This window comes from Streptomyces sp. NPDC021100, assembly GCF_044333095.1.
Taxonomy (GTDB): domain Bacteria; phylum Actinomycetota; class Actinomycetes; order Streptomycetales; family Streptomycetaceae; genus Streptomyces.
In genome coordinates, this window is sequence record NZ_JBIRQH010000007.1 from 16,954 (window position 1) to 32,445 (window position 15,492).

The following is a 15,492-nucleotide window of genomic DNA, read 5'->3' on the forward strand; positions in this document are numbered from 1 at the left end:
CGCACGGGGTAGGCTGCGCCGATGCGGCACCGCCGCCGGACCGTGGTGGCCGAACCGGCCTCGACAGCCGCGGATCCGGTTACACGAACGTGGGTGCCGGACGGCACATCACGTGGGGAGTGACAGGGGATGACGGCCGGTAACAACGGCAACGGAAAGCCGGAGGACGAGGATCCTTTCGGCTACCTGTACCGCTCGGAGGGCGGCGACCAGGGCACCGACGCGGCTGCGTCCGCACCGCAGCCCGGCGTCCCTCGTACGTCGTACAACCAGGTCCGGCCGGTCGGCTCACGCCAGTACACGCCACAGCAGGGCGGCGCTACGTACGGCGCGGGCATGCCCGCCCCCCAGCAGCACACCCCGCACTACGCCGCCCCGGAAACCCTCCCCGGCGGCGCCCCGCGCCAGCCGGGCCCCCCGCCGGGCGCCCCGGGCCCGCAGCGCCCGAAGCGGCGCGGCCTGCTCATAGCCGCGATAGCGGTGGTGGTCGTGGTCGCCGGCGGCATCGGCGCGGCGGTGTACGCGAACCAGGGCGACGGGGACGACGGCAAGAACAATTCGGCGCAGCAGACGCCGTCGGGGAAGCCGTCCGAGAAGCCGGAGAAGAAGGACCAGAAGGACGACGAGAAGAAGCCGTCGAGTAAGCCCGTCACGGACTGGAACCGGGACGCCGCGACGCTGCAGCTGGGCGGCGGGGCATCCACGGCGAAGGATGTGAAGGGCGCGCCTTCGGATCGCGGCCTCTATGTCGCCATGAAGCCGGGCGCTTCGATCGAGTGGAGCGGGGTGAACGTTCCCAGCGAGGGCCAGTACACGGTGTACATCAACTACGGTTCGCCGAATGGGGACGTGAGCGGTTCGCTCTGGATCAACGGCAAGAAGCTCGACACCACGGTGAAACTGAAGAGCTGGGGCAAGAACAGCTGGTCGTACACCTACAACTATGTCCAGCTCAACAGCGGCAAGAACGACATCAAGATCTCGTGTGAATCGGGCACCTGCGATGCCAATGTGGCCAAGGTCAAACTGATTCCGGGCCAGTACCACTCGTAGTCACTCGCCCCGGCGGTGCCCGTCGGGGCGTTTGTGCTTCGCGGATCAGGCTCCCTTGAGCAGACGGTTGATGAAGTCGCGGGAGGCGGCTATGTCGAGGGCTTGCTCGCGGAGGTGGCCGAAGGCCGCGTCGTAGCGGAGGGTGTCGGCGATCTCCTCCAGGTACAGGGACGCGGTCAGCGGCTCGATCGCCACGAGAGGCTCGCCCTCGTCGAAGTGGAAGACGGAGTAGGCGCCGTTGAGGGCGGTGTGCGCACCGGCGGCGAACGGGATGACGCGGATCTCCACGTTCGGCATGTGCGAGGCGTCCAGCAAGTGCTTGAGCTGGGCTTCGAGTACGCCGGGCGCGCCCACCTGGCGCCGTAGGCATGCCTCGTCGAGAACGCAGCGCATCATGAGCGGCGGCATGGGTACGTCGTTGAAGCTGCGATTCTCCAGAGCCTGTTGGCGCTTGATGCGTAGCTCGGCGAAGGCTCTTGCCTGGCGGGCGGTGTCCCATGCGCGGCTGCCCTCGGTGACCGCGCAGGCGTAATCCATGGTCTGGAGCAGGTCCGGAATAGCCAGTGCCGCATAAGTGTCGGTTTGGCTCGCCAGCTCTTCGATTTCGATGAGGTCGGCGAGCGAGTCGCGGATGACATCACCGTATTTGGTGAACAAGCCCCTTCGGCGGCCGGTCTCCGCAAGCTTCGCCAGCTTGCGGATCTCCGCGATCCGCACTTCGTCCGTGACGCCGTACACCGTGAGGCACTTGTCCAGATCGGCGCGCTGCTTGCCGTATTCCGCCTTACTCAAGCTTGGTGAGGAGGTATCGAGCAGCTTGGCGGCTTCCGTCAGGGTCATGCCTGCCCGGATGCGCATGGTCCGAAGTTCCGCCCCGAGGCGTCGGCGCATCAGGGTGGGCACAGCGTCCGCCAAGTGATCACCTACCTCATCCTCGGACGCCGACTCTACGACAAGCGTCAGCACGGGTACGCCAGTTACTTCCTTCGGGCGTAATGAGTACCGAAAATTTCGGCCACAACCCTGGAGGGCTTCAGACTCGTCGCATGGACGGATTTCGAGCCGCAGTGACGTACAGACCAGGCAGCTACGTGGTGGACGTCCGCGACAGTCGTCTCGCGCAGGTAGTGGAGGCCGCCGACGGCCTCGTCCACGTACGGAGCCCGAGCGGCGGTGGCGAGCCGTGGACCCTCCCGCCAGCTGCCCTCCGCCTCGCGACCCGCGAGGAGCGGCAGGCGGCCGGGCTGCGCCCGTACCAGACCGGCTGTGACGAGTGCGCCGCGCTCGAAGCGGTCAGGAGGGCGGCCGGGAGTGGGGACGCCACGGCCGCCGCGTACACGCACTGGATCGTGGCGCACTCCGCGTCCGCGATGGGGATGAGGGGCAGCAACTGATGCGATCCGTAGGGCGTTTGATCCACCATTGCGGGCACCGCTCCGGCTGGGAGCGGGCCGTCGGCGAGGAACGCTGCCGCGACTGCGGCGCCCGCCGCTTCACGGACTACGCGGCGCTGCTGATGCCGGAACGTCCGGTGGCGGCGGCCGCTCCGCCGCCCCGCGACCCGGCCCGGGCGGACCGCGCGGCCGCCGCCCTCATCGCGCGCGGGCTGCACCGCCTCAACCGCTGGGGTACCAGCACCCGCATGTGGCGGCTCGCTTCGTGAATCCACATGCTGGACTGCGGCGCCGGTAGTGCTGCTTCAAGGGGCCGGATTCCGGGCAGGGCAATCCCAGTCCGCCGCGTCGATCGCGTTACCGTCCGTGTCGCTGAGGTGGAAGCAGTTGCCGTTGACCCACACCGTGACCGCATCGGGTCGATGGTCGACCTGGAACGGCTCGTCCCTGCTCACTGTCCCCGACCAGGTGCCGTCTCCTGCGGGCGAGTGGGTCACCACGACACACGTCTGCTTCGGTGGCATCCGGTGGAGTTGTGCCCAGGGCTCCACGGCCAGCTCCAAAGGCTCCTCACCGCTGTTGCCGATCGACAATCGAGCTGTCCCTCCGGCGAACATCCCGGCCCCTCCTCCTTGCCCCTGCGGGCGATCCGTGCGCGTCCGCGGGTTCGGCAGGCGAAGCACGACTTCAGCCGCCGACGGCGTCCCCCCATACAGTGCCGAAGGCGTGACGGCACTTACATCCTTCACCTTCGTGCGCCACCTCGACGGGCTCCGCTACCGCTTCGAACGCGACGGCGAGCACAACGGCCGTCCGTCCTACCGCCGAACGGACGGGAATGTGTGGTGTTTCTGGTCGCCGACCGACGGTTGGCACTGCGAGCTCGCTGACGGCCTGGTCACCGCCCATCCCGTCAACAGCCACGCTGACGAACCCGAACCCCCAGCCACCGTCTGGCGCAGCTTCAAGGACGACCGCTCCTACCTCTACGACCTCCGGACTGCCTCCCCCGAAGCGTGATCCGCCGGACCGTGCCCGGTGCCGCGGCCGAACGCGTGGAACGGGCCGGGTGGACGCCGGTCACCGCGAGACTAGAGCGTGTCTGATGGCTCTGGCGATTGGTCACGGGTGTCCTGCCGTCGAGCGGTGCCCCACTCCCACATACTGCGGACCACTGGCTCTAGTGCCCGGCCCTGCGCGGTGAGGGTGTAGCGGACTCGCGGGGGCCAACCGGGGGTGCGGTGGCGCTCGATCACGCCCGCGCTGGTCAACTGGGTCAGCCGGTCGGAGAGGACCTTGTCCGAGAGGGTGGGCAGGGCGGCGGACAGTTCCGAGTACGTGGCCTGGCCACGGCGCAGGAACTCGCGGAGCACCAGGGGCGTCCATCGGCCGGCCAGCGTGGCGAGGGTGATGTCCACGGGGCAGTGCGGCTGATGGTCTGGTGGGACAAGGTCGCTGTCGGGACAGTCCGTTAGCGGGCCGCGGTCATCCGGCCGTGCGTGTCCAACCGTTTGGTGAGTCACGGCAGCCCTTCCTAACGTCCGGTGTGAACAGTCCGCCCGCTTCTCTCGGGGGTCCTCATGCGTATCCATCACCTGAACTGCGGTTCTCTCCGGGCGATTCCCCCGCTCGGCGCGGAACGCCTCACAGACGCCGCGAGCGGCCAACTGGCCACCGTGTGCCACTGCCTGCTCATCGAGACGGACTCGGACGGGCTGGTCCTGGTCGACACCGGTCTTGGTACTGCTGACCGGCGCGACCCCGAAGGGACACTGGGCGCGGACTGGGTGGCCTACGCCCAGCCCGCGCGGGACCCCGCGGAGAGTGCGCTGCGGCAGATCATCCGCCTCGGCTACGCACCGCGGGACGTGCGGCACATCGTGCTCACTCATCTGCACCGCGACCACACCGGAGGGCTGCCGGACTTCCCCCGCGCACGGGTGCACGTGCACCCTGCTGAGTACCGGGCCGTGACCGACCCGACAGACCCGCACCACCAGCACAGCCTCGACCGCTTCATGCCGGCGCACCGGGCGCACGGCCCGCTGCTGACGCCCGCCGTCGCGGAGGAGGGCGCGCAGTGGTTCGGCTTCCCGGGTGTGGCGCGCCCGCAGGGGCTGGCCTGCGAACTGCTGCTGGTGCCGCTGCCAGGACACTCCGCGGGCCACTCTGGCCTCGCCGTACGCGACGATGCCGGAAGGTGGCTCCTGCACGCGGGCGACGCGTACATGTACCACGGCGAGATCGAGCAGACCCCGCCGCTGTCCCACCCCGCCTTCGCCCCGATCCAAGACGGAGCCCAGACCGACATCCAGGCTCGCGTCGCTACCCGCGACCGGCTACATGCCCTGCGCCGCGACCACGGAGACCAGGTCACCGTCTTCAGCGCGCACGATCCCTGGGAACTCGCCCGTTTCGCCGCACTCACAGGAGCGTGATCCCCCGGCAGACCGTCAACGGAGCCACAGACGGATAGCGGCGAGGGTCACCGTGCCGTGGAAGACATATGGCCGCTTCTCGTACCGCGTGGCGACGGCCCGGAAGCCCTTGAGCGCCAGGAAAGTCCGCTCGACCTCGTTCCTGCGGGCATACCGATGGCAGTCAAAGCCGGTCGGCCTCCCCCCCGCTGCTTCCGCGACGACGACGGTTGGCCTGCTGGTTCTTCGACTCGGGGATGGTGTGCTTGATCTGGCGCCGACGCAGATAGCGCCGGTTCCTGCGAGAGGAGTACGCCCGGTCGCCACCCACGTGGTCAGGCCGGGTGCGGGGGTGGCCGCCGCCGAGGCGAGGAATGCGGATGCGGTCCAGGACCGGGATCATCTGAGGCGCGCCGCCCCACTGCCCCGGGGTGATGAGCAGAGAGAGCGGGCGGCAGCGCCCCTCGCCAGCCAGGTGGATCTTGGTTGTCGGGCCGCCCTTGGAGCGTCCCAGTGCCTCATCTCTCCGGTGCTGGACGGGTCGGGTCCGTTTGCCGGCGACCCGAGGCGGCTGACTCCGGGCACCGGCCGCGTGCTGATGAGCGCGGCGGATACTGGAATCCACGCTCACCATGGACCAGTCGACACGTCCCGCCGCGTCGGCAACAGCCTGGACGGCACGCAAGATCCTCTCCCAGGTGCCGTCCGCTGACCACGTGCGGTGCCGCGAGTAGAGCGTCTGCCACTTCCCGAACCGAGTCGGTAGATCCCGCCACGGGATGCCCGTCCTGATCCGGAACAGGATCCCGTTGATCACCCGGCGGTGACACTTCCATCTGCCGCCCCGCCCGATGTTCTTCGGGAGATGCGGCTGCAGACGCGCCCATTCTGTGTCCCTGAGATCGCCCCGCCCCATACGGCCGTAAACGATCCACGTATCGGACCGTCACCGACCCGTCAGACACACTCTAGGCTTCGAGGCATGATTTTCGGCCCCCAATACGCCCTGGAGAACCGGCTGGCCCGGGTGGAGCGCAAACTCGACCTGATCCTGGAGCACCTCGGTATCCAGGACGCCGACGCCCCGGACCTCGCGGAGGTCCGCGCACTCGTGCGTGAGGGCAAGACGATTCAGGCGATCAAGGCCCACCGCGAGGCCACCGGCGCGAGCCTCAAGGAGGCCAAAGACGTGGTCGACGCCATCAAGGAGGGGCGCCGCTGACGGACGGCCCGCGAGGTCGTCGGCAGGGTGAACACCGCTTGGTGCGGCACTGGCCTGCCGGGGCGCCCTACGATCGCGGCGCAGCGCTGTCGACGTGGCGGAAGGGGAGTGTGCGGGTGAGCGCACAGCCTGTTGAGGGTTCCTGCGGTCCGTCGGAGCCTCTGCGCACGCAGTGCTGCCTTGACCGAGTGAGCGCACGTCCTGGCCCTGTGGTCCGGTATCGCGATCGAGGCCGCCGACCCCTCCGGTGACGAGCAGGTCCGCCGGTTCCGGGAAGGGCGGTGGGAAGCGCACCCGCTGGAGTGGTACCAGCAACGCGACGGGCGTGGTCGGTGAGCCGCGCCGTCTACCCGGCGGGCTCGTCTCCGCCCATGTCGTACTCGTCGACGTCGAGTTCGGCGCCGGTGGCGGCGAGGAAGTCCAGGACGCCGCGGTCCAGGTGCCAGCCGAAGAGATTGGGAGAATCGGCGGCGACCGGCTGGGCCGGGTCGGTGTCGTCGAAATAGCGCACGACCTGGAGCACCGCTCCGCCGCCGGTCCCGGTCAGCTCCCGGGCGAGGGCGGAGACGCGGTGCGCGTGGGGCCGGAGCCTGTCGAGGACGCGGGCGATCTGCTCGTCGACGCGGAGGCCCGGATCCCGGCACACGACCTTCCACGAGTGGTCGACCGGGACGACCGCCGGCTCGGTGAACCGGCTGCCGCGAACGGTCACCTCGTCAGGTGCCATGCCCAGCCTGGCGGCCATGTCGTCCGCCGAGGTGTGCCGGCTGAACAGCGCGAAGTAGGTGTACTGGAGAAGTGGCATCTTGCGGAGGGTAGCCCGGGGGCCGGGTCGGCCGGTGGCGGGTCAGGGGGCGGGTGATGCCGCCGCGCCGATGACGGTCAGGAACCGCTCCACCGTCGCCGCCATCGCCTCCCGCGCCGGAGCGAGGTAGCGGCGCGGGTCCACCGTCGACGGGTGCGCCTCCAGGAAGGCGCGGACGGCGCCGGTGAAGGCGGTGTTGAGGGCCGTGCCGACGTTCACCTTCCGGATGCCCGCCGCCACCGCCCGGCGGAGTTCGGCGTCCGGGACGCCCGAGGAGCCGTGCAGGACGAGGGGGACGGGGACGGCGTCGCGGAGTTCCGCGATCAGGGGGTGGTCGAGGGTCGCCGTGCGGGTCGTCATCGCGTGGGTGCTGCCGACCGCCACCGCCAGGGCGTCCACGCCCGTGTCGGCGACGAACGCCGCCGCTTCCGTTGGGTCCGTGCGGACTCCCGGCGTGTGGGCGTCGCCCGGTTTGCCGCCGACGCGGCCCAGTTCGGCCTCCAGCCAGAGGCCGCGTGCGTGCGCCCAACGCGCGGCCGCCGCCGTCACCTTGACATTCTCGGCGTAGGGGAGCGCCGACGCGTCGTACATCACCGACGAGAAGTCGTGCGCGCTCGCCGTGTGCAGGAGGTCGACCGACTCGACGTGGTCGAGGTGGAGGGCCAGGGGGATGGTGGAGGCGCGGGCCACGGCTGCCGTGGCGGAGGCGATCGGGGCGAGGGCACCGCCGTGGAACTTCACGGCGTTCTCCGAGATCTGCAGGACGGCGGGGCGGCCCGCCGCCTCCGCGCCGGCGGCGATGGCCTCCGCATGCTCGACGGTGATGACGTTGAACGCGGCGACGGCCGCGCCGGAGGCGAGGAGGTCGGCGGTACGGGCCAGGGGCATCGGCTCAACTCCCGTGCGCGAGCGGGCGCGGGCCGCTGGGGCGCCCCGTCGTCCTGTCTGCTGGTGTGTGGGGCGCTGTTGATGGGGGCGGGGGCGCGTGGTCCGCCCGGGGCGCCGGAAACGTCGCTCGGGCGCCGGCACCTCGGACGGCCGCCCCGTCGCGACGGGCCCTCACACCGCCACCACCTTCACCAGCGGCAGCGCCGCCTCGTACGCCTCCGCGTCGAACTCGCCCGCCACCGGCGCCCGTACCGTCGCCGCCGAGACGGCGATCGCGCGGCGGAGGCGGTCGGGCCAGGGGAGGTCGTCCAGCCATGCCGACAGCAGGCCGGCCACGGCCGAGTCGCCGGCGCCCGTCGGGTTGCCCTTGAGGCGGGCGGGCGGGGTGGCGCGCCAGGTGCCGTCGGGGGTGATGGCGAGCATGCCGTCGGTGCCGAGGGAGGCGGCGACGGCGTGGGCGCCGCGGCGGCGGGCGTCGAGGGCCGCGCGGACGGGGTCGGTGGAGCCGGTGAGGGCGGCGAGTTCGGCGGCGTTCGGCTTGACGACGTCGGGGCGGGCGGCGACGCCGCGTCGCAGGGGTTCCCCGGAGGTGTCCAGGAGGACCGGGATGTCGCGGGTGCGTGCCTGGCGGATCAACTGGGCGTAGGCGCCCACCGGGACGCCCGGCGGGAGGCTGCCGCAGAGGGCCACCGCCCGCGCGGCGTGCAGGAGTTGCGCGTAACGGGCGGTGAAGGCCGCCCATTCCGCCGCGGTGATCGCCGGGCCCGTCTCGTTGAGCTGGGTGGTGTCGCCGGTGCTCGCGTCGACGACGCCGACCGTGCGGCGGGTGACGCCGGCGATCGGGACGAGGGCGTCGGTCAGGCGGCCCGGTGTGTCCGAGGCCGTCGTGGCCAGGAGCGCGCGGAGTGTCTCGCCCGTCGGGCCGCCCGCGAAGCCGGTGACGGTGGTGTCGTACCCGAGGCGGGCCAGCACCCGGGAGACGTTCAGGCCCTTGCCGCCCGGCCGTTCGACCGCCTCGGCGACGCGGTGCGAGGTGTGGGGACGGAGCCGGGGGACTCGGTAGGTCAGGTCGAGCGCGGCGTTGAGCGTGACCGTGAGGATCATCGGCGCCTCTCTCGGACCGGTCCACGGGGACCCAGGGGGACACGATTGCGGGAGCGATCATGCCAAAACAGCGGCGGCAGGCCCAGTCCCCGGACCTGCCGCCGTTCCCCAAGGAGAGGACGAATCAGCGCACTTCGGGGCGGACCAGCCATGCGCCCTTGCGCATCACGCCGACGAGTTCGAACGCGCCGTCGAGGACGACCAGGTCGGCGTCCTTGCCCGGTTCCAGCGAGCCGACGCGGTCGGCGACGCCCAGCAGCCGGGCCGGGTTGGCGGACAGGGCGGCGACCGCGTCCTCGACCGGCAGCCGGTCGACGGTCACCGCACGGCGGAACGCCGTGTCCAGGGTGAGGGTCGAGCCGGCGATCGAACCGGCCGTGGGGCCGTCCGCGATGCGCGCGACCGCGTCCTTGACCTCCACCCGCATCGGGCCCAGCGCGTACATGCCGTCGCTCATGCCCGCCGCGCCCATCGCGTCCGTCACGAACGCGACCCGGTCGGCGCCCGCGCGGGCGAACGCCAGCTCCAGGACGGCCGGGTGCAGGTGCGTCCCGTCGTTGATCAGCTCGACGGTGACCCGCTCGTCCTCCAGCAGCGCCGCGATCGGCCCGGGCGCGCGGTGCAGCAGGGTGGGCATGGCGTTGAAGAGGTGGGTGGCCACCGTGGCACCGGCCTCGATGGCGTCCAGCGTCGCCTCGTACGTCGAGTCCGTGTGGCCTACGGCCGCGACCACGCCCAGGTCGGCGAGCATGCGGACGGATTCCAGGCCGCCGGGCAGCTCGGGGGCGAGCGTCATCATCCGGGCCGTGCCGTGCGCCGCGTCGACGAGCTTGCGGACGTCGGCCGGGTCCGGGTCGCGCAGCAGCTCCGGCTGGTGGGCGCCGCAGCGGTGCGGGGAGATGAACGGGCCCTCGAAGTGGACGCCGGCCAGATCGCCCTGCTGGGTGAGCTCCGCGAGGACGGCCGCCTGCCGGGCGAGGTCGTCCAGGTCGCCGGTGACGGTGGAGGCGACCATCGTCGTCGTGCCGTGCGCGCGGTGCGCGCGGACCGCCGTCAGGGCCTCCTCCGGGTCGCCGGACGAGAAGGAGGCCCCGCCGCCGCCGTGGACGTGCATGTCCACGAAGCCGGGGACGATCCAGTGGCCGGTCAGGTCCCAGGTCGGCGTCTCCCCGGCGGCGTCCGCGACGACGCGGGTGCCTTCCACGGTGACGCGGCCGTGCTCCACCACCCCGGTCGGCAGCACGACACGGGCGCCGTCGAGAACCGTTCGTTCGACCATCAGGCGGATACCTCCGTGGATTCCGTGGCTGCTGTGGCTGGCGTGGATTCCCGGGCGGCCAGCAGGTCCCGGGCGAGCAGACCCGCGCCCAGGCAGCCGGCGGTGGCCCCGAGGGCCGCCGGGACGATGAGGGGGAGTTTCTGGAAGGTGAGGCGCTCCGCGACGGCGGCGCGCAGCGGGCCGAACAGCGTTTCGCCCGATTCGGCCAGCCCGCCGCCGACGATCAGCGTACGGGGGTCGAGCAGTGTCAGCCCGACGACGAGGCCGTCGGCGAGGGCGTCCACCGCCTCCTGCCAGACGCGGCGCGCGCGGGCGTCACCGGCCTCGACGGCGCGGGCGCAGGCGGCGGCGTCGGCCGCCGGGTCGCCGCTCGCCGCGGCCCAGGCGCGGCCGACGGCGGCGGCCGACGCGAGCGTCTCCAGGCAGCCGCGGCCGCCGCAGCCGCACTCCGGGGCGTCCGGGCCGCGGCGTACGGCGATGTGGCCGATCTCGCCGGCCGAGCCGTTCGCGCCCTCTTCGACGCGGCCTTCGATGCCGATCGCGCCCGCGATGCCGGTGCCGAGCGCCACGAACAGGAAGCGGTCCGCTCCCTGGCCGGCGCCCAGGCGGCCTTCGGCCAGGCCGCCCGTCCTGACGTCGTGGCCGAGGGCCACGGGGGTGCCGCCGAGGCGGCGGCTCAGGAGGTCGCGGAGGGGGAGGTCGTGCCAGCCCAGGTTGGCGGCGTAGACGGCTGTGCCGGTGCTCGCGTCCACCACTCCCGGTACGGCTATGCCTGCGGCTGCCGGGGGTTCGCCGAACTCCTTCTCGGCGCGGTCGCGGAGTTCCTCGGCGAGGTCGAGGATGCGGGCGACCACGGCGTCGGGGCCTTGTGCGCGGTCTGTGGGGCGGAGGGTTTCGTGGACGAGGGTGGTGTCCGCGCCCATGAGGGCGGCTTTTATCCCGGTGCCGCCCACGTCGAGGGCGATGACATGTTTCACCGGGACAGTTTCGCGCGTGGGGTGGGAAAGGTCTAGTCCACTGTCCAGGGGGTGGGGCGATGGGGTGCGCCTGCGGCGGGCTGTGCCCCGGTCCCGCCCCTTCGCCGATTCCTGGGGTGCGCCCCAGACCCCCTTTTCGCGGCTTCGCCGCTCGTCCTCAAACGCCGGACGGGCTATATCAGCCCGTCCGGCGTTTGAGGACAACCGCGCGGAGCGCGGTTTCGGGGGCGCGGGGGCGGAGCCCCTGCAAGAAACGGTGAAAGGGAGGGACCGGGGCAACCCTCAGGCGCCGAGCACCACGCTCCGCGCCAGCCCCCGCGGCCGATCCGGATCCCGATCCCGCCCTTCCGCCACCGCCACAGCGACCCGCTGCGCCCGCACCAGCTCCGCCAGCGGATCCCGCGCGGCATGGACGAACGTGCCGCCGGCCGCCCCGACCGCCTCCTCCAGACCGTCCGGCACCGGTCCGAAAGCCCACGTCACCCGCCCCGCCCCCGCGATGGCCACCGGCCCGTGCCGGTACTCCATGGCCGGATACGACTCCGTCCACGCCCCCGCCGCCTCGCGCATCTTCAGGGCCGCCTCCTGGGCCAGGCCATAGGCCCAGCCGCGGCCGAGGAACGTCCACTGCGAAGCGGAGAGCAGCGCGGCCGGCAGCGGCTCGGTGACCACGGAAGCCGCCTCGGCGGCGGCCCGCCGCACGGCGTCGGCACCTCCGGGGAGAGCGGCCCGCAGCAGGGCCAGGGCCGTCGTCGCGAACCGCGTCTGGACGACGGACTCCTCGTCCGCCCAGTCCAGTACCGCCAGCGCGTCGGCCGCGTCCCGTACCGGGGTGGCGGGGTCGGCGGTGAGCGCCAGCAGCGGCGCGGTGCCGCGGAGGGCGGCCAGCAGGTCCAGGACCTCCGTCGTGGTGCCGGAGCGGGTGATCGCCACCACCCGGTCGTAGCGGCGCGCCGTGGGGAACTCGGACGCGGCGAACGCGTCCGTCTCGCCCTCGCCCGCCGTCTCGCGCAGGGCCGCGTACGCCTGCGCCATGAACCAGGACGTGCCGCAGCCGGTGACGGCGACGCGCTCGCCGGTCCTGGGCAGTCCGTCCGTGGCCGGGGCGGCGTCCGCGGCCCGGTGCCAGCAGGCGGGCTGGGTGGCGAGTTCGGCGGCGGTGCGGGAGGGGGACTCAGGGGGTGGTACGGCCATGACCTGGGCTCCTTGCGGTCTGCGTGAGCGATCCACGAGTGATCCATCAGTGATCCGGCAGTGATCCGTCCGTGCCCCACCGTGGATAGCAGCCCGCCACCGGGAGGGGGAAGGGCGAGGCCGGAGCGAGCCCTTGTTCGAAGAGCCTTTAAGGTGGCGCGGGAGAACATGCGGAGCCCGCGGCTCCCGCGGTCCCCACCGGGCAGGTCGTCCGCATCACGGCCGGGGGCGCGCGCACGGGCACGGCACGGGCACGGCACGGTCACACGGGTCACAATCACAAGGGCGGAAAGCAAGTGCAGCGGCGGCGGTTCTTGAGTCTCTCGGCGGCGGGTGCCGCGACGGCGGCGATGGTGCCCGCTCTCTCGGCGTGCGGGAGCGGTGGCCCCGGCGGCGGCAAGACGCTGAAGCTGGTCGCCGCCGAGTACGGCGACGGCAAGCCGGAGAACAGCTCGAAGAAGTACTGGGACTCGGTCGCCCGGACCTTCATGGGCGACCACAAGGGCGTCAAGGTCGAGGTCGAGGTCTACAGCTGGACCGAGGTCGACAAGAAGGTCGCCGACATGGTCGCCCAGGGCAACGCCCCGGACATCGCGCAGATCGGCGCGTACGCCGACTTCGCCGCGGCCGGCAAGCTCTACAGCGCCGACCAGCTGCTCTCCATATCCACCCAGGCCGACTTCATCGCCTCGATCTCCCGCGCGGGCGAGGTGCACCGGACGCAGTACGGCCTGCCGTTCGTCTCCTCCACCCGACTGCTGTTCTGCAACGAGACGCTGTTCCGCAAGGCCGGGATCATCAAGCACCCCGAGAGCTGGGCCGAGGTCCAGACCGCCGCCACGAAGCTGAAGGCCGCCGGGGTGAAGATCCCGTTCGGGCTGCCGCTGGGCCCCGAGGAGGCACCCGCCGAGACCATGCTGTGGATGCTGGGCGGCGGCGGTGGCTACACCGACAAGAACGGCAGCTACACCATCCGTTCGCAGGCCAACGTCCGGACGTTCGAGTGGCTGCGGGACGAGCTCGTCGGCAAGGAACTCACCGGTCCCGGCAACCCCGGCCGTACCAACCGTCAGGACCTCTTCGACGCCTTCTGCAAGGGTGAGGTCGGCATGCTCCACGGCCACCCCAGCCTGATGCAGCAGGCGGAGGCGGCCCAGATCAAGTACGACATGGTGCCGCTGCCCGGCATCGACGGCAAGGCCAAGTCGACGATGGGTGTCGCCGACTGGGTCATGGCCTTCAAGACCGCCCCCCGCAAGGAGACCGGCCTCTTCCTGGACTTCCTCTACGGCACCCAGACCGTGCTCGACTTCACCGGCAAGTACGACCTGCTGCCGGTGACCACGTCCGCCTCGAAGGAAATGTTCAAGGACGACTCGCGGCGGTCGAAGAAGCTGCGGCCGTTCCTGAAGCCGCTGCCGGAAGCCGAGTTCTACCCCGCCGACAAGACCTCCTGGGCCAAGGTCAGCAAGACCATCAAGGAGAAGATCGGCGGCGTCGTGCAGAAGGGCGCCGACGTGGCCGGCATCCTCGACGAGATCCAGCGCGAGGCGGACTCCACGGACGGCGTGGCGCGCTAGGCACGGAGGCGCGGCGGGCCCGGATCCTCCCGGGCCCGGATCCTCCCGGGCCCGGGCCCTCCCCGGCCCGGATCTTCCCCGGGCCCGGGCCGTCCCCGGCCCGGATCTTCCCCGGGCCCGGGCCCTCCCCGCCGTCGCCTACGCTGGACCGCATGGACGACAGGCCCCTCTCCGGGAGCGACCGGCCCCTCTCCGAGCGGGACCTGGCCGTGCTCGCCCTCGAACGGCGGTCGTGGCCCGGCCCCGGCGCCAAGGAACGGGTCGTGCGGGAACGGCTCGGCATCACGCCCACCCGCTACTACCAGCTCCTCAACGCCCTGCTGGACGACCCCCGGGCCCTGGCCCACGACCCCGTCACGGTCAACCGGCTGCGCCGGCTGCGCGAGGCCCGGCGGGCCCGCCGCTGAGCGGGTGGCGAGCGCCCGCCGCGGTGGTCCTTTCCGGTGCGCGCAACGCCCGGTCCCTTCCGGCGTACGGAAACGCCGTGGTCTTCTTCCGGCGCACGAAACGCGCCGGTCCCTCCCGGCGCACGGGAACACGCTCCGAAACCCCGCCCCACGAAATCCGGAAGCCCCCGACTCGACGGCGCGCGCCTGGGTAGGGTCGACGACATGGCCAGCCACCCCCTTCCGGAACCCGTGACATCCGCCGGGCGCGAGGGCCTCGCCGCGCTCCTCGCCCGGCCCGGCCGCGCGATCGTCGCGCTGGACTTCGACGGGACGCTCGCCGAGATCGTCCCCGACCCCGAACGCGCCCGGGCACACCCCGCGGCCGTCCCCGCCCTCGCCCGGCTCGCGCCGCACCTGGACTCGGTGGCGGTGATCACCGGCCGGCCCGCCGGGGTCGCCGTCCGCTACGGCGGCTTCGCCGGGGTGCCGGGCCTCGAACGCCTGGCGGTGCTCGGGCACTACGGCGCCGAACGCTGGGACGCGGCCACCGGCACCGTCCGCTCGCCGGCCCCGCACCCGGGCATCGCCGCCGTCCAGGCCGAACTGCCCGGTGTGCTCGACGCGTCCGGCGCCTGGCACGGCACCTGGGTCGAGACCGCGCCCATCGAGAACAAGGGCGGCCGGGCCGTCGCCGTCCACACCCGCCGCGCGCCCGATCCCCAGGGGGCCTTCCGCGCGCTGGAGAAGCCGCTGGCCGAACTCGCCGCCCGGCACGGACTGATCGTCGAGCCGGGACGGCTGGTGCTGGAGCTGCGCCCGCCGGGCATGGACAAGGGCGTCGCCCTCGCCGACCACGTCCGCGCCACCGGCGCCGACTGCGTCCTCTACGCCGGCGACGACCTCGGCGACCTGGCCGCCTTCGACGCGGTGGAGCGGCTGCGCGCCGACGGGCTGACCGGTGTCCTGGTGTGCAGCGGCAGCACGGAGGTCACCGAACTGGCCGAGCGGGCTGACCTGGTGGTGGACGGCCCGAAGGGCGTGGTGGGGCTGCTGGAGGCGCTGGCGGACGGGGTGACGGAGTGACGCGGTGACAGGTGATGCGGTGACGGGCGGGGCATCGGAAGGCCGGCGCGTCCCCGGTTCTTCCCGTAGCCGCCCTTCCCGTCCCCTCCTCGTCCCCTGACGCCCCT

At 72.2% G+C, this 15,492-nt stretch carries 19 protein-coding genes; 9 read left to right on the plus strand and 10 right to left on the minus strand.

All coding sequences use genetic code 11. The features are described 5' to 3' along the window. Positions 1–129 precede the first annotated feature (129 nt). Positions 130–1,053, plus strand: a complete 924-nt coding sequence (locus ACH4PU_RS15425; protein ID WP_398271594.1) for a carbohydrate-binding protein — start codon at positions 130–132, stop codon at positions 1,051–1,053. Between the two features lie 45 nt (positions 1,054–1,098). Here the strand turns inward: ACH4PU_RS15425 and ACH4PU_RS15430 are convergent, their stop codons facing one another. Further along, positions 1,099–1,944, minus strand: a complete 846-nt coding sequence (locus tag ACH4PU_RS15430; RefSeq protein ID WP_398272147.1) for a helix-turn-helix domain-containing protein — start codon at positions 1,942–1,944, stop codon at positions 1,099–1,101. A 155-nt stretch (positions 1,945–2,099) separates the two neighbouring features. Here ACH4PU_RS15430 and ACH4PU_RS15435 point away from each other — a divergent pair, with 155 nt between their 5' ends. Both ACH4PU_RS15435 and ACH4PU_RS15440 read left to right on the plus strand, forming a co-directional pair. Continuing rightward, entirely contained in the window at positions 2,100–2,447 is a 348-nt protein-coding gene (locus tag ACH4PU_RS15435; RefSeq protein WP_398271596.1) for a hypothetical protein, read from the plus strand. A 17-nt stretch (positions 2,448–2,464) separates the two neighbouring features. Beyond that, positions 2,465–2,716, plus strand: coding sequence for a DUF6255 family natural product biosynthesis protein (locus tag ACH4PU_RS15440; protein WP_398271598.1), 252 nt, complete (start codon positions 2,465–2,467; stop codon positions 2,714–2,716). Positions 2,717–2,752: 36 nt separating this feature from the next. Here ACH4PU_RS15440 and ACH4PU_RS15445 read toward each other — a convergent pair whose 3' ends face one another. Next, positions 2,753–3,040: a hypothetical protein gene (locus ACH4PU_RS15445; RefSeq protein ID WP_398271600.1), complete on the minus strand. Its 288-nt coding sequence runs from the start codon at positions 3,038–3,040 to the stop codon at positions 2,753–2,755. A gap of 133 nt (positions 3,041–3,173) precedes the next feature. Between ACH4PU_RS15445 and ACH4PU_RS15450 the strand changes: the two genes are divergently transcribed. Next, the gene (locus ACH4PU_RS15450) at positions 3,174–3,467 is read left to right on the plus strand and encodes a hypothetical protein (RefSeq protein WP_398271602.1); all 294 of its coding nucleotides are present in this window, start codon (positions 3,174–3,176) and stop codon (positions 3,465–3,467) included. Positions 3,468–3,538: 71 nt separating this feature from the next. Here ACH4PU_RS15450 and ACH4PU_RS15455 read toward each other — a convergent pair whose 3' ends face one another. Then, positions 3,539–3,865, minus strand: coding sequence for a winged helix-turn-helix transcriptional regulator (locus ACH4PU_RS15455; RefSeq protein WP_398271603.1), 327 nt, complete (start codon positions 3,863–3,865; stop codon positions 3,539–3,541). Between the two features lie 162 nt (positions 3,866–4,027). On the opposite strand from ACH4PU_RS15455, the gene ACH4PU_RS15460 reads away from it, so the two are divergent. Then, complete coding sequence (locus tag ACH4PU_RS15460) at positions 4,028–4,885, plus strand: MBL fold metallo-hydrolase (protein WP_398271605.1); 858 nt, start codon at positions 4,028–4,030, stop codon at positions 4,883–4,885. 15 nt (positions 4,886–4,900) lie between these two features. Here ACH4PU_RS15460 and ACH4PU_RS15465 read toward each other — a convergent pair. Next, positions 4,901–5,780 (minus strand): IS5 family transposase gene (locus tag ACH4PU_RS15465; RefSeq protein ID WP_398271607.1). Its coding sequence is split into 2 segments (ribosomal slippage): positions 4,901–5,074 and positions 5,076–5,780, totalling 879 coding nucleotides; the frame shifts between segments, so codons are not numbered across the junction. Between the two features lie 66 nt (positions 5,781–5,846). Between ACH4PU_RS15465 and ACH4PU_RS15470 the strand changes: the two genes are divergently transcribed. Then, complete coding sequence (locus ACH4PU_RS15470) at positions 5,847–6,086, plus strand: hypothetical protein (RefSeq protein WP_398271609.1); 240 nt, start codon at positions 5,847–5,849, stop codon at positions 6,084–6,086. A 346-nt stretch (positions 6,087–6,432) separates the two neighbouring features. Here ACH4PU_RS15470 and ACH4PU_RS15475 read toward each other — a convergent pair whose 3' ends face one another. From ACH4PU_RS15475 to ACH4PU_RS15500, 6 genes are all read right to left on the minus strand, one after another. Then, entirely contained in the window at positions 6,433–6,891 is a 459-nt protein-coding gene (locus ACH4PU_RS15475; protein ID WP_398271610.1) for a DUF4279 domain-containing protein, read from the minus strand. 42 nt (positions 6,892–6,933) lie between these two features. Next, a complete protein-coding gene (locus tag ACH4PU_RS15480) occupies positions 6,934–7,779 on the minus strand; it encodes a ketose-bisphosphate aldolase (RefSeq protein WP_398271612.1) in 846 nt (281 codons plus the stop codon). Positions 7,780–7,950: 171 nt separating this feature from the next. Then, the gene (locus tag ACH4PU_RS15485; protein WP_398271614.1) at positions 7,951–8,883 is read right to left on the minus strand and encodes a 1-phosphofructokinase family hexose kinase; all 933 of its coding nucleotides are present in this window, start codon (positions 8,881–8,883) and stop codon (positions 7,951–7,953) included. A gap of 124 nt (positions 8,884–9,007) precedes the next feature. Next, the gene (nagA, locus tag ACH4PU_RS15490) at positions 9,008–10,162 is read right to left on the minus strand and encodes an N-acetylglucosamine-6-phosphate deacetylase (RefSeq protein WP_398271616.1); all 1,155 of its coding nucleotides are present in this window, start codon (positions 10,160–10,162) and stop codon (positions 9,008–9,010) included. Further along, on the minus strand, positions 10,162–11,139 hold the full coding sequence (locus ACH4PU_RS15495; RefSeq protein ID WP_398271618.1) for an ROK family protein: 978 nt from the start codon (positions 11,137–11,139) through the stop codon (positions 10,162–10,164). Before ACH4PU_RS15495 ends, nagA begins: the two co-directional genes overlap by 1 nt. Before the next feature lie 282 nt (positions 11,140–11,421). After that, positions 11,422–12,333, minus strand: coding sequence for an SIS domain-containing protein (locus ACH4PU_RS15500; RefSeq protein ID WP_398271620.1), 912 nt, complete (start codon positions 12,331–12,333; stop codon positions 11,422–11,424). A 296-nt stretch (positions 12,334–12,629) separates the two neighbouring features. Here ACH4PU_RS15500 and ACH4PU_RS15505 point away from each other — a divergent pair, with 296 nt between their 5' ends. The 3 genes from ACH4PU_RS15505 (at position 12,630) to otsB (ending at position 15,385) form a co-directional block, all read left to right on the plus strand. Then, a complete protein-coding gene (locus ACH4PU_RS15505) occupies positions 12,630–13,913 on the plus strand; it encodes an extracellular solute-binding protein (protein ID WP_398271622.1) in 1,284 nt (427 codons plus the stop codon). A gap of 152 nt (positions 13,914–14,065) precedes the next feature. Continuing rightward, positions 14,066–14,320: a DUF3263 domain-containing protein gene (locus ACH4PU_RS15510; RefSeq protein WP_398271624.1), complete on the plus strand. Its 255-nt coding sequence runs from the start codon at positions 14,066–14,068 to the stop codon at positions 14,318–14,320. Positions 14,321–14,524: 204 nt separating this feature from the next. Then, entirely contained in the window at positions 14,525–15,385 is an 861-nt protein-coding gene (otsB, locus tag ACH4PU_RS15515; protein ID WP_398271626.1) for a trehalose-phosphatase, read from the plus strand. The last annotated feature ends 107 nt before the right edge of the window (positions 15,386–15,492 follow it).

Excerpts from the sequence above, each read along its gene's own strand:
- nagA (WP_398271616.1), bottom strand. The coding sequence starts at position 10,162 with ATGGTCGAACGAACGGTTCTCGACGGCGCCCGTGTCGTGCTGCCGACC.
- ACH4PU_RS15475 (WP_398271610.1), bottom strand. The coding sequence starts at position 6,891 with ATGCCACTTCTCCAGTACACCTACTTCGCGCTGTTCAGCCGGCACACC.
- otsB (WP_398271626.1), top strand. The coding sequence starts at position 14,525 with ATGGCCAGCCACCCCCTTCCGGAACCCGTGACATCCGCCGGGCGCGAG.
- ACH4PU_RS15510 (WP_398271624.1), top strand. The coding sequence starts at position 14,066 with ATGGACGACAGGCCCCTCTCCGGGAGCGACCGGCCCCTCTCCGAGCGG.
- ACH4PU_RS15480 (WP_398271612.1), bottom strand. The coding sequence starts at position 7,779 with ATGCCCCTGGCCCGTACCGCCGACCTCCTCGCCTCCGGCGCGGCCGTC.
- ACH4PU_RS15430 (WP_398272147.1), bottom strand. The coding sequence starts at position 1,944 with ATGCGCCGACGCCTCGGGGCGGAACTTCGGACCATGCGCATCCGGGCA.
- ACH4PU_RS15470 (WP_398271609.1), top strand. The coding sequence starts at position 5,847 with ATGATTTTCGGCCCCCAATACGCCCTGGAGAACCGGCTGGCCCGGGTG.
- ACH4PU_RS15460 (WP_398271605.1), top strand. The coding sequence starts at position 4,028 with ATGCGTATCCATCACCTGAACTGCGGTTCTCTCCGGGCGATTCCCCCG.
- ACH4PU_RS15425 (WP_398271594.1), top strand. The coding sequence starts at position 130 with ATGACGGCCGGTAACAACGGCAACGGAAAGCCGGAGGACGAGGATCCT.
- ACH4PU_RS15500 (WP_398271620.1), bottom strand. The coding sequence starts at position 12,333 with ATGGCCGTACCACCCCCTGAGTCCCCCTCCCGCACCGCCGCCGAACTC.
- ACH4PU_RS15485 (WP_398271614.1), bottom strand. The coding sequence starts at position 8,883 with ATGATCCTCACGGTCACGCTCAACGCCGCGCTCGACCTGACCTACCGA.
- ACH4PU_RS15435 (WP_398271596.1), top strand. The coding sequence starts at position 2,100 with ATGGACGGATTTCGAGCCGCAGTGACGTACAGACCAGGCAGCTACGTG.